The sequence below is a fragment of the Labrys miyagiensis genome (assembly GCF_030160835.1).
GTDB lineage: Bacteria > Pseudomonadota > Alphaproteobacteria > Rhizobiales > Labraceae > Labrys > Labrys miyagiensis.
Genome location: NZ_BSPC01000048.1, coordinates 134,047 through 148,059, shown reverse-complemented (window position 1 = coordinate 148,059; position 14,013 = coordinate 134,047). Strand labels below are relative to the sequence as shown.

Here is a 14,013-nt window from a genome sequence, read left to right as displayed (position 1 = left end):
GTCTGGCCGATGATCTTCAACTGGAGCGTCTTCTTCCACTATCTGCTCGAGCCCAGCAGCATCTATCTGCACGGGCTTTGGCTCACGCTCAGCATCAGCGTCGTGTCGCAATTGATCGGCACGACACTGGGGCTCTTCGCCGCCCTCGGCCGGCTCTCGCGGCTGCGCATCCTGCGTGGGCTCGCCGGCTTCTATGTCTGGGTGATGCGCGGCACGCCGCTGCTGGTGCAGATCGTGTTCATCTACACTGCGCTGGCGGCCGCCAACATCATCCACTTCCACGACATCGATCTCGGCTTCGTGGTGCTGCCCGGCAATGTGCAGGCCGGCATCATCGCGCTCAGCCTCAACGAGGCAGCCTATATGTGCGAGATCATCCGGGCCGGCATCAATTCGATCGACAGGGGCCAGACGGAAGCGGCCAAATCGCTCGGCATGACGCCGGGGCTGCTGCTTCGCCGCATCATCCTGCCGCAGGCGGCGCGCGTCATCATTCCGCCATTGGGCAACAACTTCAACTCGATGCTGAAGAGCACCACGCTGCTCAGCGTCATCGGCGTGCCTGAACTGCTGCTGGCGACGCAGATGGTGACCTCGGCGACCTTCCGCGTGTTCGAGCTGTATTCCGTCGTCGCGCTCTATTACCTGTCGCTGACGACGTTGTGGGGCTTCCTGCAGCGCCTGATCGAGGAGCGCTACAGCGCGCCCTTCGCCGAGACGCGCAGCAAGCCGGCGCGGCGTTCGCTCCTCGCGGGCCTGTTCGGAGGCACGCCATGAACCAGGGCAGTTCGCAATGGGTGGTCGAGGCCGAGGAGGTCGAGAAATGGTTCGGCCCGGCTCAGGTGCTCAAGGGTGTTTCGCTTACCGTGAAGCGCGGCGAGGTCGTGGTCATCGTCGGGGCCTCCGGTTCGGGCAAAACGACCTTCGTGCGCTGCATCAACCATCTGGAGAAGATCCAGAAGGGCCGGATCATGGTCAACGGCCACCTCATCGGCTATCGCGAGGCGCGGGGGCGGCTCATCGAGGACAGCGAGCGCAACATCGCCCGCCAGCGCCGCGAGATCGGCATGGTGTTCCAGCGCTTCAACCTCTTCCCGCATCTGACGGCACTCGGCAACATTACCGAGGCGCCGGTCCAGGTGTTGGGGGTCGACCAGGCGACGGCGCAGGCCGAGGCCATGGCCCTGCTGACCCGGGTCGGCCTCGGCGACAAGGCGGCCGCCTATCCCGCGCAGCTCTCGGGCGGGCAGCAGCAGCGTGTCGCCATCGCGCGGGCGCTGGCGATGAAGCCAACGCTCATGCTGTTCGACGAGCCCACCAGCGCCCTCGATCCGGAGATGGTCGGCGAAGTCCTCGAGGTCATGAAGGAACTTGCCCGCGATGGCATGACGATGATCGTCGTCACCCATGAGATGGGCTTTGCCCGCGAGGTTGCCGATCGGGTGGTGATGATGGACGCGGGCAAGGTGGTGGAGGAAGCGCCACCCGAGATCTTCTTCACCGCCCCGAAGTCGGACCGCACCAGGGCCTTCCTGGCCCGCGTGGCGGGAGCGCTGGTGGATGAGGCGAGACCGGCAATCTGAACGTATCGCAGCGACGGGTAAGCCCCGTGGTACACGTAAGGATTGTCATGCCCCTGTCACGCCGGCTTGCCAAGGAAACCCCGATGCAAGCCGCCCTGCGAGGAAACCATGCGCCTTCTCAGAACCGCCCTTCTCATCGCTGCTGCGACCCTGCCCATCGCCGCGCATGCCGAGCCGCTGGCCTACAAGGCGCCCTTCGTCTCGACGAATGCCGGCGATGACAAGATCGATTTCGCCGGCGGCACCTTCATCAATCATGGACTGGTGGGCGTCGGTCGCCTGAGCGCCGACCTCAAGGATGCCAAGGGTGATTCGCTCGGCTCCTTCTCCTCGATGGCGATCGACCCCAGGAGCTGGACCAAGACCGCCACCGGCTATAGCGGACGCCTCTACTCCCTGCCCGATCGCGGCTACAACGATCCCGACAAGAACCTGTTCTTCGATTATCAGGGCCGCGTGCTGGCCTTCGACCTCAGCTTCACACCTTATTCCGGCCCTGATCTGCCGGCCGCGACCTCTTCGCAGTCGCAGGTCGTCCTCAAGCCGCTCGACGACAAGGCGGTGTTTCTCACGGGCCTCGACGGCAAGCCCACCACCGGTGCCGACCCCGGCTCCAACACCGTGACGATGGATGGGTACACGCTGCCGATCCCGCCCGCCGGTACGCTCGGCGCCGGCTCGCTCTCCTTCGATGCCGAGGCGCTGACCTATCGCGCCGATGGCAGCTTCTATGTCGGCGATGAATATGCCGCCGCCCTCTATCTCTTCGGTCCCGACGGCAAGCTCAAGGGCATGATCCCACCAGGCCCGGCGCTCACGCCGATGAAGGGCGGCAAGATCAACTACACCTCGCTCGATGCGCCCGATACGGGCCGCCGCAACAATCAGGGTCTGGAAGCGGCCTCGATCACGCCGGACGGCAAGACCCTGCTGGCCGTGCTGCAGAGCGCCACGCTGCAGGACAGCGGCGCCAAGGGCCAGCAGAACCGCGCCGTCACCCGTATCTATGTCTATGACATCTCCGCCGATCCGCTGCCCAGGACACCGAAGGCCGTCTATGCCATCGAGCTGCCCGTCTACTCCAAGAAGGGCGACGGCAAGATCGATGCCACCGCGGCACAGAGCGAGATGGTCGCTCTCGACGATCACCGCTTCCTGCTGCTCGCCCGCGACAGCACCGGCCATGGCTGCAGTTGCAAGGCCCCGGAAATGGTCAAGGCCGTGCTGGTTGTCGACACCGCCGGCGCCACCAACCTCGCCGGCACCGAATATGAGACGGGCGTGAAGCCGATCGCCCCGGAGAAGGACGGCAAGGATGTGCTCGATGCCTCGATCACGCCGGCCAAGTCGCAGATGCTGGTCAACATGCTGAATACGACCCAGCTCGGAAAGTTCGGCATGAACATCGACAATCCCAAGGCCAACGACCTGACGCTTGGAGAGAAGTGGGAAGCCATGACGCTGGTGCCGGCCCTCGATCCGGCGGCGCCGAACGATGCCTTCCTGTTCATCGGCAACGACAACGACTTCCTCACCACCAAGGGCATGATGAAGGGCTCGGCCTATGATGCGGGCCTGACCAACGACACCATGGTGCTGGCCTACCGGCTGACGCTCCCGGAGGACCTGGCCAAGGCGCTGGCGGCGAAGTGACCGGGAGCGCGGACTTCCAGTCCGCTCTTTGGTGTGCCGACCTCCAGGTCGGCGCTCTTTCTTCAGAACGATGCGGTTCCGTGCCGACCTGGAGGTCGGCACACCAAGACTCGCCCTTGCCTGAGGCGCGATGTGTTTGAGGACAGCATCGGGGGGCGGGTCTTCAGACCCGGCCCCTTGGTGGCGGGCGCGGTCAAGAGCCGGGTCTGAAGATCCGCCCCCCGGTAGCGCCCATCAAAAATGACTGAAACTGCCCCGCCCGAACTTCCTCTCCCGGCCATCCCCCTCGAGGAAACGGGGCGGCTCGCTGCCTGAGGTCACCGTGCCGACCCGCGTCACCGTCACCCCGAGGGCCCGCGCCATGCCTTCGAAGGCGCTGCCTTCCCCGAGCGGCACGGCGCAGAGGATCTCATAGTCATCCCCACCCGTCAGGGCCCGTTCGAAATGCGCCGCGTCGAGGGCGCATGCGTGCCTTGCGGCTTCGGACAGGGGCACGGCCTCGAGCTCGACATCGGCCGAGACCTTTGAGGCGCGCAGCAGTTTGCTCAGATCCCCCACGAAGCCGTCCGAGATATCCATGGACGCGGAAGCATGCGTGAGTACGGCCGCCGCCAGCCCGGTACGAGGCTGGGGCAGAAGGTAGCGCCGGATGAGATAGTCCCGATCTTCTGCCGCAAGGTCGGTGAGCCCGCCCTGCCCTGTCCGCGTCAGCAGCCCGAGAGCACCGTCCCCGATCGTGCCGGAGACATAGAGGCTATCGCCCGGCCGTGCACCGTCGCGGCGGGGGATGCGGTCGGTGGGCGTGAGGCCGAAGGCGTTGACGGCGATGGTCAGCGGTCCCGGCGTCTTCACCGTATCGCCACCGAGCAGGGCAAAGCCGAATTCCCCGCCGTCCTGCCTGAGCCCCTCGGCAAAGCGCGCCAGCCATTCTTCGCGCCAACCCTCCGGCAAGGCGAGGCAGAGCGTATAGGCATGCGGCGTGGCTCCCTTGGCCGCGAGATCGGAGAGGTTCACCCGCAGGGACTTGCGGGCGATGAGATCGGGCGGATCATCGGGGAGGAAATGCACGCCTGCGACGAGCGCATCGGTAGTGACGACGAGGTGCTGGCCCTCGGGCACGCTGAGCGTGGCGGCATCGTCGGTGAGACCGCGTGCGCCATTGTCGGTCGCGAGTGGCGCGAAGTAGCGGCTGATCAACTGGTCTTCGGTGAGGCTTGCCATGGATGCCCCTGGGATCGCAGGCATCCTGCCTGCTCTTGGAAACGCTGCTTTCGCAGAAAAGAGGTCGGCAGGATGCCGGCGATCCCAGGAAATTACGAAGCCTGCAGGTGGTCGCCGCGTTCCGCCTTGGCGATCTTGTCGAGCACGGCGTTGACCATGCCGGCCTCGTCGCGGTCGAGGAAGGCGTGGGCGACGTTGACATATTCGGAGATCGTCACCTTGGGCGGGATGTCACGGCGATACGACAGCTCATAGACGCCGGCGCGCAGGATGGCGCGCATGATGGCGTCGACCCGCTTCAGCGGCCAGCCATCGGCAAGCGCCTGGTCGACCTTGGGATCGATCGTGCGCTGCTCGCGCACCACGCCGCCGACGATATCGCGGAAGAAGCCTTCCTCCGCCGGCGAATATTCGACGCCCTCGATCTCCTGGCCGATCCAATGGTTCTCGAACTCCGCCAGCACCTCCACGACGCTGCTGCCGCGGATGTCCATCTGGTAGAGCGCCTGCACGCTGGCAAGGCGCGCGGCGGAGCGTTTCTGCGCCCGGCTCATGCCTCGACCCCATGCAGGCGGCGTTTCAGTGCAACCATGTGCAGGGCTGCGTCGGCGGCGCCGCCGCCCTTGTTCATTTCCGAAATGCTGGCCCGCGCCTGGGCCTGCTCGTCATTCTCGACCGTGAGAATGCCGTTGCCAAGCGGAAGGGCGCGCTGAACGGAGATGTCCATCAGGGCGCGCGAGCTTTCGCCGGCCACGATGTCGTAATGGGTGGTCTCACCGCGCACCACGCAGCCGAGCGCCACGGCGCCGTCATAGGCACGGCCACGCTGGGCGGCAGCGTCGAGCGCCATGACGATGGCGGAGGGAATTTCGAGAGCGCCGGGCACGGTGATCACATCGAAGGTGGCGCCCGCCGCCTTGATGGCGCCAGTGGCGCCGGTGAGCAGACCGTCGGCGATCTCATCATAATAACGCGCTTCGACAATCAGGATGTGAGGGGCAATCGGGCCGCCGAACTGGGTATCGGCGGTTTCGGAAGAACGGGACGAGCTGGAAACACGCCTTGGGCCGGCCATAACAAATCTCTTCATTTGGAAGGAAGCGGCCCGGATGGTCCCGGCCGCGCAATGATTTCGTTTGGGGCGTTCACTAGCGCCCGGCAGCGACATCCGCAAGCCGCGCAGCGTAGCGGGCCATGGTGTCGATCTCGATATTGACCTTGTCGCCCACCTTGGCGTCGCCCCAGGTGGTGACGGCGAGGGTGTGGGGGATCATCATCACGCTGAAATCGTCGCCCTCGACGTGATTGACGGTGAGCGAGGTGCCGTTCAGCGCCACCGAGCCTTTCTGGGCGATGAATTTGGACAGCGCCGCCGGCGCCCGGAAGACGAAATGCGAGGTGCCGTCCTGATCCTTGCGTGAGACGATCTCGGCGATGCCATCGATATGGCCGGAGACGATATGGCCGCCAAGCTCGTCGCCGATACGCAAGGCGCGTTCCAGATTGACCTTGTCGCCGACCTGCCAGGCACCCATCGTCGTGCGCTCGATGGTTTCGGAGGAGGCGTCAATGGTGAAGACCGTATCCTTGTTCCCTCGTGCGGCCAGCGTGGTCACCGTCAGGCAGACGCCCGCATTGGCGATGGAGGCCCCGATGGCGATCGAGTCGAGGGGATAACCGCAGGCGATGGCGATGCGCTTGGCCGAGCCATGATCCTCGAGCGAGATGATCTCGCCGATGTCGGTGATGATGCCGGTGAACATGGGGCGTTAGCTCCTGCGTTGAACAATCATGGTATCATGCCCGGCCATCCTCGCGGCCAGGTTGGGGAGTTGCGCGTCGATTTTCGCCAGCAGTTCGGGGGTAAGTGCCATCACGCCCTCCCCGATCGGCTCGGGCGAGGAGAACTGCACGAATTCCTCGATCAGGTCCTGCTCGATCAGCGCGGCGGCAAGATGCGGGCCAGCCTCGACCATCAGGCGGGTGATGCCGCGCGTGCCGAGGAGCCGCAGCGCTTCGCCGAGGTCCAGTGAAGGCGCGGCCGTGGCCGGCACGGCGGCGCAGCCGATGCGCATCACTTCCACCCCAGCCGCCACCAGCGCCCCCTCGGGCTCAACTGGCGCATCGGCGCGGGCAATCACCCAGAGGGGCGTCTCACGCGCCGTGCGTACCAGCTTCGAGGTGAGCGGGATGCGCAGGTTGGAATCGAAGACGATGCGCAGCGGGGACTGGGCGGCCATCCCCGGCAGGCGCACATTCAGCATGGGATCATCGGCCAGCACCGTGCCGATGCCGACCGCAATGGCATCGCTCTGGGCACGCATGAGATGGACGCGCGCGCTGGCGTCGGGGCCGGTGATCTTCACCTGCCTGCCGCCCGGGCCGGCCAGCTTGCCGTCCGAGGAGACCGCGATTTTCGCGGTCACCGCCGGGCGGCCGAAGGTCACGCGGGTGATGTGCCCGATATGCGCCTGGAAGGCTTCATCCGCCAGTACACCCTCGGTCACTTCGAGGCCGTAGCGGCGCAGCATGTCGAAACCGCGGCCGCCCACGCGGGGATCGGGATCGCGCAAGGCGCCGACCACCCGTCCCACGCCCGCGCGTGCAAGCGCGTCCGCGCAGGGGCCCGTACGGCCGTAATGGGAACAGGGTTCGAGAGTGACATAGGCGGTGGCGCCCTTGGCTAGCGGCCCTGCCTCGGCAAGCGCCTGCGTCTCCGCATGCGGCCGCCCGCCCGGCTGGGTCCAGCCGCGCCCGACAACAACATCGGCATCGCCGACGCGGCGCACGATGACGCAGCCGACCGCCGGATTGGGCCAGGTATTGCCAAGGCCGCGCCGCCCCATAGCCAGCGCCGCGCGCATGAAGCGCTCGTCACGGCGCAAGGCCTCGATGGCGGAGGGAAGGAAGGGCGCTGTCACGATGGGTCAGGATCCGCCGGAAAGGTCGAGCACCAAATAGAGAGGCGCGAGCTCCGGTTCAACCCGCAAAGGCGCAGGGCTGCTCTGTCAAAGCGGCTCTGCGCCGTCCTTGGCCTCGTCCTCACTGCTGAGTTCGTCGAGCACCGCGGTGAAATCCTTGGCCTCGTTGAAATTGCGGTAGACCGAGGCAAAGCGCACATAGGCGACATCGTCGAGCGTCTTCAGCCCCTTCATCACGATGCGGCCGATCTGCTCGGAGGTGATTTCGCTCTCGCCAAGCGACTCGATCTGCCGCACCAGGCCGTTGACCAGGCGCTCGACGCGCTCCTCGCTGACGGGGCGCTTGCGCAGCGCCGTCTCGATGGAACGCGAAAGCTTGTCGCGGTCAAAGGCCACCTTGCGGCCCGAGCGCTTCACCACGGTCAATTCGCGCAGCTGCACGCGCTCGAACGTGGTGAACCGGCCGCCGCAATCCGAGCAGACCCGGCGGCGGCGTATCGAGGTTCCGTCATCGGTGGGGCGGCTGTCCTTCACCTGGGTGTCGGGCGCGCCGCAATAGGGGCATTTCATGGGATATCCCTGGGAACGCGGACGTCACAACGACATTATATCGAAGATAAATGTCGTGATGTCCGCTCTTCCCTATCCTGCAGGCGTTACGATTCCAAAAGGCGGACAAGATGTCCGCGCTCCCGGTCAGTAGATCGGGAAGCGCGCGGTCAGCGTGTTGACCTTGGCGCGCACTGTCTCTTCCACGCCGCCATTGTTGTCGGCGCCGTTCTTGGCAAGCCCTTCCAGCGTCTCGGTGATGAGATCGCCGACCTCCTGGAACTCCTTGACGCCGAAGCCGCGCGAAGTGGCCGCCGGCGTACCCAGGCGGATGCCCGAGGTGACCATCGGCTTCTGCGGATCGTAGGGAATGCCGTTCTTGTTGCAGGTGATGTGAGCCCGCTCCAGCGCCTTCTCGGCAAAATTGCCGGTGAGGTTCTTGGGACGCAGGTCCACCAGCATCAGATGGTTGTCGGTGCCGCCTGAGACAATATCGAAACCGTTGGCCTTGAGATTGTCGGAGAGCGCGGCGGCGTTCTCGACGACCTTGCCTGCATAGGTCTTGAACTCCGGGCGCAGCGCCTCGCCGAAAGCGACAGCCTTGGCGGCGATGACATGCATCAGCGGGCCGCCCTGGAGGCCCGGGAATACGGCCGAATTGACCTTCTTGGCGATGTCCTCGTCATTGGTGAGGATGATGCCGCCCCGGGGCCCGCGCAGGGTCTTGTGGGTGGTCGAGGTCGCGACATGGGCGTGCGGGAACGGCGAGGGATGGGCGCCGCCCGCCACAAGGCCGGCAAAATGGGCCATGTCGACGAAGAAATAGGCGCCGACCGCATCGGCGATCGCACGGAAACGGGCAAAGTCCCAGTGGCGGGCATAGCCCGACCCGCCGGCGATGATCAGCTTCGGCTTGTGCTCATGGGCGAGGCGCTCCACCTCGTCCATGTCGACGCGATGGTCGTCCGGGCGCACATTGTAGGGCACCACATTGAACCAGCGGCCGGACATGTTCACGGCCGAGCCATGGGTGAGGTGGCCGCCGGCATTGAGGTTGAGGCCCATGAAGGTGTCGCCCGGCTTCATCAGCGCCAGGAACACGCCCTGGTTAGCCTGACTGCCGGAATTGGGCTGCACATTGGCATAGGCGCAGCCGAACAGCTTCTTGACGCGCTCGATGGCCAGATTCTCGGCCATGTCGACGAACTCGCAGCCACCATAATAGCGCCGGCTCGGATAGCCCTCGGCATATTTGTTGGTCATGATCGAGCCCTGCGCTTCCAGCACGGCGCGCGAGACGATGTTCTCCGAGGCGATCAGCTCGATATGATCGCGCAGGCGGCCGAGTTCGAGATCGATCGTGTGCGCCAACTCCGGATCGGCGGCATGCAGATCGGCGGCGAAGAAGCTGTTCGACAGGGTGGCGGAGCGGGCGTCATTCATCGGGAGCGGCCTTGTTGGAGCGGAGGCAGACGACATAACCAAGTTGCAGCCCAAAGTCATGTCTGCAAGCGACCAAAGTGTGATTGGTCAGCACGGCGCAGGCGTTCCTGGGACCGTAGGCGTCTCGCCTGCTCTTGGAAACGATGCGGTTCAAAATGCAGGCGAGACGCGTGCGGTCCCAGGAATCGGCCGCATCCATGAAAATGTGGCGCCCAAATAAAACGGCGCCGCAAGAAGACCTGCGGCGCCGAAATTTTTCCCCGGGTGCGCGGGCATCTTGTCCGCATCGACCCTGCCATCAAGCCCTAGGTTTCCAAGAGGCGGACTGGAAGTCCGCGCTCCCAGGGGATCAGCCCTGCTCTTCCTTGGTCACCACGGCCAGATTCGCGTAGCCGTCCTTGTTGTAGACATCGTCGCGGAACTCGACGAGGCCTTCGGGCGTCGCCCAGGCGGTGATGTAGGCCCAGAACACCGGCACCTTGGTCGTCGGGATCGCCGTGATACGGGAGCCGGCGCGAATGACTTCATCGATATGGTCGCGGGTATATTCGGTGCCCTGCAAGATCCAGGCGCAGAGCTCACGCACGTCCTGCACACGGGCGCAGCCCGAGGAGTCGAAGCGATATTCCGAGCCGAACACCGACTTGTAGGGCGTGTCATGCATATAGACGCCATACTGGTTGGCGATGTTGATGCGCACCTGACCGAGCGAGTTGCCGAAGCCCGGATCCTGGGTGAAGCGCATGCGGGTCGCTTCATCGGTGTTCCAGTCGATCTGGTCGGGCTGGATCTCCTGGCCCTGGGGGTTGTAGATGCGGATATGGTGCTCGGCGAGATAGGTCGGCTCCTTCTGCATCAGGGGGATCAGGTCCTTCTTGATGATGGAGAGTGGCACCGTCCAGAACGGGTTGAAGTTGACGTTCTGGACCGTGGTGGAGAGGATCGGCGACGGGCGGTCCGGCTTGCCGATCACGGTGTTGTGGCGCTGCTCGACCACGCCATTGCTCACGGCTTCGAGTTCCGTCGCCGGGATGTTCATCATGATGTAGCGGTTGCCGAGATTGCCCATGGTGCGCAGGCGCACGATGTTCATCTGGAGCTGCTTGACGCGAATGTCGACCGGGATGGCGAGGGCGGCGCGCGAGGTGTCGCCGACCACGCCGCTGGCGAGGATGCCGTGGCGGGACTGGAAGCGCTTCACGGCGCCGTCGAGATAGGAATCGAACACCGGCGAGCCGCCAAGCGAAGGCGCAAGGTCGCCCGAAACGATCAGGCGCTGGCGCAGCGACACAACGTCGGCATTGCGGTCGCCGAGCTGGAGGCGGCCATTGCCGGTGACCTGCGGCCAGCCGCCCTGGGCGGCAAGCTCGCTATATTTCGCCAGCGCGTTCTGGGTCGCCTGCAGCGTATAGGGCGAGAAGGTGGGGGAAGAACTCGTCGCGGCGGCGATGGGGCTTGCCACGGAATCGTAGCGTTCCTTCATCTCCATTTGGCCGAGGCCAAGATCATCGGCAAGCGCCGGACGAACGAGAGCAGTCGTCGCGGCTCCCAGCGCAAGGGTGGAGAGAAAATCGCGGCGAGAAAAATGAGACATAGTGATCCAATCCTGCAGTCAAAGCCTGCTTCCGCCACGCGCCTACCGTATCGGCAATCCCCCGCGGCCATGAATTGGCGCCGGTAATACACCAGGAAGGTAAACGAACCGCGACCGGAGCAGTACTCTGTCACCGATCCCCGATAGGGACACGCGTACTAAACCTAAGGCGAGGCCTACCGGCAGAAAGCGGCAAAACCGGGACAAATGTGGCAAGGAGCCGGCAGAATCATCCGGGCGTGAGCTTTACCTGCCGCATCGTGACATTGTTGCAACAACCCCAATACGAGCTGGGGCTTCAACGGTGGTGGCGTTCGCGGGAGGCAAAATACGCCAAGCCGACATAAAGGACAATCAGGACGCCGATGGTCGTCATCATCGCATATTGCCGCCCGAAGATCTCCGGACGGAACAGCGAGATGATGAAGTAGCCGCCTGAAGCGATCAGCCAGATCACCCCGCCCCAGGTCGTCGCCATCCACAGGCCGACGGCGGCGACGAGATCGAATACGGCAAAGAAGATCACGGCGGTCTGCGTCAGCACCGGCATGCCGAGGAAGCGGTCAGGATCGGCATGGCCAATGCCGAGGATCAGGCACCAGTGGATGATGCCCTTCGCCATCCACAAAACAGCGACAGCGCGCATGAACCACAACAGATAGGCGCCATAGGGCGGGCCGTCGCGGTCAAACTCGATATCACTCATCACATGCCTCGTTGCAGGCGGCTGTTCTAGCGGGGAGCGCGCCGGAGAGCAAATATCCTGGGAGCGCGGACATCCTGTCCGCTCTTGAAACGGTTCGGATTGGCGAAAGGCCAAGACATTGAGGACAGCACGGTTACCCTGCGACTTCTCCTGCAAGGATACCGTTTCAAGAGCGGACAGGATGTCCGCGCTCCCAGGGGTGTGACATGACGCCCTCTTCGCAAGTGCCGGGATGTGCTAAAACCAGCGCAACCAACGCACTTGAAGAGACTGCCATGCCCTCGTCCGTCACCCCGCTCAAATCAGCTCCCGTTCCGGCCAGGGAGAGGCTGGATCTTGTCGAGCGCCCCCGTCGCAACCGCAAGAGCGAATGGGCGCGCCGGCTGGTGAAGGAGAATGTGCTCACCACCAATGACCTGATCTGGCCCATCTTCGTGCAGGATGGCGTCAACACGCGCACGCCCGTCACCGCGATGCCCGGCGTCGATCGTGTCACCGTCGACATCGCGGTGAAGGAAGCCGCACGCGCCGTCGCCCTCGACATCCCCGTGGTGGCGATCTTCCCCTACACCGATCCGGACCTGCGCGATCCCACCGGCAGCGAGGCGCTCAACGCCCAGAACCTCACCTGCCGCGCCTGCCGCGCCATCAAGGCAGAGGTGCCGGATATCGGCCTCCTAACCGATGTTGCGCTCGATCCCTATACCTCCCACGGCCATGACGGCCTCCTGGAAGGCGGCCGGATCCTCAATGACGAGACGGTTGCCCTGCTGGTGCGCCAGGCGCTGGTGCAGGCCGAGGCCGGCTCCGACATCATCGCGCCCTCGGACATGATGGACGGGCGCGTCGGCGCCATCCGCGCAGCCCTGGACGAGGCTGGTTTCATGGACGTGCAGATCATGGCCTATTCGGCCAAATATGCCTCGGCGTTCTACGGCCCCTTCCGCGAGGCGGTGGGTTCTTCCGGCACGCTCAAGGGTGACAAGCGCACCTACCAGATGGACTATGCCAACACGGACGAGGCCGTGCGCGAGGCCGAGCTCGATCTCGCCGAGGGCGCCGACATGATCATGGTCAAGCCCGGCCTGCCCTATCTCGATATCGTCGCCCGCCTGAAATCGACCTTCGGCCGCCCGACCTTCGCCTACCAGGTCTCGGGCGAATACGCGATGATCATGGCCGCTGCCCAGAATGGCTGGATCGACGGCGAAAAGGCGATGGTGGAAAGCCTCACCGCCTTCAAGCGCGCCGGCGCGGACGGCATCCTCACCTATTTCGCGCCACGGGCGGCGGAGTATCTGAGGAAGGGAAAGTAGGGTCCTTCCTCTCAAGTGATCGCGGCTGCTCGATAACAAACTTTGCTAAAGTCTGTTATCGCGCTTATATTCCTAACAGTTGGAGCAGCCATCATGAATATGAACGTCTCCCTCACGGAAGAGCTGGCCCGCTTCGTGAAGGCTAAAGTCGAAACGGGCCGCTACACCTCTTCGAGCGAGGTCGTCCGCGAAGCCCTTCGCTTGTTGGAAAAACACGAGCAGGCCGAAGATCTTGCCTGGCTGCGTCGTGCGTGGCAGGAAGGCGTAGACAGCGGAGACGCCGGCGAGATTGATTTTGACGCCTTAAAACGCGAGGCTCGAGCCCGGCTTGCCGCAAAGGCCTAACCTGTGGGGGTAGTGCGGTATTCGAAACTTGCGAAGGAAGATCTCCTGAAGATCTGGCGCGACATCGCGGTCCATGATGAAGCAGCGGCAGACCGAATCTTCGACCTGATCCATGATCGCTGCGATCTGTTGCGCGATCAGCCCCGTCTCGGACCACAACGTCCTGAGATTGGCGAGGGAACGCGAGTTCTCGTTATCGAAAAGTGGATTGCATTCTACCGGGAGATAGCTGGCGGCGTGCAAATTGTTCGCGTTGTCGACGGGCGCCGTGACCTGAAACAGATCGAATGGCTGCATTAGTCATGATCTATCGATATGCCCCAGATCCCGCTCAGGATCGAGCCGATCGCGCACCAGTTGCTTGAGCGTCTTCACATCGGGAAAGCCGCCGTCGCGCTTGCGCTCCCAGATCTCCACGCCCTCATATTCGATGCGGAAGGCCCCGCCCGTCGCCGGCACCAAGGTGACTTCGCCGAGATCCTCCTGGAAGGTGGAGAGCAGTTCCTGCGCCATCCAGGCCGCCCTGAGCATCCAGTTGCACTGCCGGCAATAGACGATGGTCACCCCAGGCTTGTTGTCACGCATCACGATTCCCCGAACCAACACAGGATAGGATAAAGCCAAGATAGGCTTGCGCCCTGCCCCACGAAAGCGCATCGATCATGGCATCCGCAAGACTGTC

The 14,013-nt window shown here is 64.2% G+C and carries 16 protein-coding genes; 6 read left to right on the top strand and 10 right to left on the bottom strand.

Translation table 11 applies throughout. The features are described from left to right. The first annotated feature begins 9 nt into the window (after positions 1 to 9). The 3 genes from QQL24_RS21885 (at position 10) to QQL24_RS21875 (ending at position 3,236) form a co-directional block, all read left to right on the top strand. A complete protein-coding gene (locus QQL24_RS21885) occupies positions 10 to 777 on the top strand; it encodes an amino acid ABC transporter permease (protein ID WP_284314419.1) in 768 nt (255 codons plus the stop codon). After that, complete coding sequence (locus tag QQL24_RS21880; protein ID WP_284314418.1) at positions 774 to 1,583, top strand: amino acid ABC transporter ATP-binding protein; 810 nt, start codon at positions 774 to 776, stop codon at positions 1,581 to 1,583. The genes QQL24_RS21885 and QQL24_RS21880 overlap by 4 nt, the downstream gene beginning before the upstream one ends. A gap of 108 nt (positions 1,584 to 1,691) precedes the next feature. Further along, entirely contained in the window at positions 1,692 to 3,236 is a 1,545-nt protein-coding gene (locus tag QQL24_RS21875; RefSeq protein ID WP_284314417.1) for an esterase-like activity of phytase family protein, read from the top strand. Positions 3,237 to 3,470: 234 nt separating this feature from the next. Here the strand turns inward: QQL24_RS21875 and thiL are convergent, their stop codons facing one another. The 9 genes from thiL to QQL24_RS21830 all read right to left on the bottom strand — a co-directional run bounded on the left by thiL (position 3,471) and on the right by QQL24_RS21830 (position 11,670). Further along, the gene (gene thiL, locus QQL24_RS21870; RefSeq protein ID WP_284314416.1) at positions 3,471 to 4,457 is read right to left on the bottom strand and encodes a thiamine-phosphate kinase; all 987 of its coding nucleotides are present in this window, start codon (positions 4,455 to 4,457) and stop codon (positions 3,471 to 3,473) included. 92 nt (positions 4,458 to 4,549) lie between these two features. Continuing rightward, positions 4,550 to 5,011: a transcription antitermination factor NusB gene (gene nusB, locus QQL24_RS21865; RefSeq protein ID WP_284314415.1), complete on the bottom strand. Its 462-nt coding sequence runs from the start codon at positions 5,009 to 5,011 to the stop codon at positions 4,550 to 4,552. Beyond that, complete coding sequence (locus QQL24_RS21860; protein ID WP_284314414.1) at positions 5,008 to 5,532, bottom strand: 6,7-dimethyl-8-ribityllumazine synthase; 525 nt, start codon at positions 5,530 to 5,532, stop codon at positions 5,008 to 5,010. Before QQL24_RS21860 ends, nusB begins: the two co-directional genes overlap by 4 nt. A gap of 73 nt (positions 5,533 to 5,605) precedes the next feature. Further along, positions 5,606 to 6,220, bottom strand: coding sequence for a riboflavin synthase (locus tag QQL24_RS21855; RefSeq protein ID WP_284314413.1), 615 nt, complete (start codon positions 6,218 to 6,220; stop codon positions 5,606 to 5,608). A gap of 6 nt (positions 6,221 to 6,226) precedes the next feature. Continuing rightward, positions 6,227 to 7,381 carry a bifunctional diaminohydroxyphosphoribosylaminopyrimidine deaminase/5-amino-6-(5-phosphoribosylamino)uracil reductase RibD gene (ribD, locus tag QQL24_RS21850; protein WP_431310733.1) on the bottom strand — a complete coding sequence of 385 codons (1,155 nt, stop codon included), beginning with the start codon at positions 7,379 to 7,381 and terminating at the stop codon, positions 6,227 to 6,229. A gap of 84 nt (positions 7,382 to 7,465) precedes the next feature. Beyond that, positions 7,466 to 7,948 carry a transcriptional regulator NrdR gene (gene nrdR / locus QQL24_RS21845; RefSeq protein ID WP_284314411.1) on the bottom strand — a complete coding sequence of 161 codons (483 nt, stop codon included), beginning with the start codon at positions 7,946 to 7,948 and terminating at the stop codon, positions 7,466 to 7,468. A gap of 126 nt (positions 7,949 to 8,074) precedes the next feature. Beyond that, positions 8,075 to 9,370: a serine hydroxymethyltransferase gene (gene glyA, locus QQL24_RS21840; protein ID WP_284314410.1), complete on the bottom strand. Its 1,296-nt coding sequence runs from the start codon at positions 9,368 to 9,370 to the stop codon at positions 8,075 to 8,077. Positions 9,371 to 9,719: 349 nt separating this feature from the next. Next, positions 9,720 to 10,964, bottom strand: a complete 1,245-nt coding sequence (locus tag QQL24_RS21835) for a L,D-transpeptidase family protein (protein ID WP_284314409.1) — start codon at positions 10,962 to 10,964, stop codon at positions 9,720 to 9,722. A gap of 298 nt (positions 10,965 to 11,262) precedes the next feature. Continuing rightward, entirely contained in the window at positions 11,263 to 11,670 is a 408-nt protein-coding gene (locus QQL24_RS21830; protein WP_284314408.1) for a DUF6163 family protein, read from the bottom strand. Between the two features lie 275 nt (positions 11,671 to 11,945). Between QQL24_RS21830 and hemB the strand changes: the two genes are divergently transcribed. From hemB to QQL24_RS21815, 3 genes are all read left to right on the top strand, one after another. After that, positions 11,946 to 12,986 carry a porphobilinogen synthase gene (hemB, locus tag QQL24_RS21825; protein ID WP_284314407.1) on the top strand — a complete coding sequence of 347 codons (1,041 nt, stop codon included), beginning with the start codon at positions 11,946 to 11,948 and terminating at the stop codon, positions 12,984 to 12,986. Between the two features lie 93 nt (positions 12,987 to 13,079). Further along, the gene (locus QQL24_RS21820; RefSeq protein WP_284314406.1) at positions 13,080 to 13,331 is read left to right on the top strand and encodes a type II toxin-antitoxin system ParD family antitoxin; all 252 of its coding nucleotides are present in this window, start codon (positions 13,080 to 13,082) and stop codon (positions 13,329 to 13,331) included. A gap of 12 nt (positions 13,332 to 13,343) precedes the next feature. Beyond that, on the top strand, positions 13,344 to 13,631 hold the full coding sequence (locus QQL24_RS21815) for a type II toxin-antitoxin system RelE/ParE family toxin (protein WP_284314405.1): 288 nt from the start codon (positions 13,344 to 13,346) through the stop codon (positions 13,629 to 13,631). Here the strand turns inward: QQL24_RS21815 and QQL24_RS21810 are convergent, their stop codons facing one another. Continuing rightward, positions 13,632 to 13,916: an Rdx family protein gene (locus tag QQL24_RS21810; RefSeq protein WP_284314404.1), complete on the bottom strand. Its 285-nt coding sequence runs from the start codon at positions 13,914 to 13,916 to the stop codon at positions 13,632 to 13,634. Between the last annotated feature and the right edge of the window lie 97 nt (positions 13,917 to 14,013).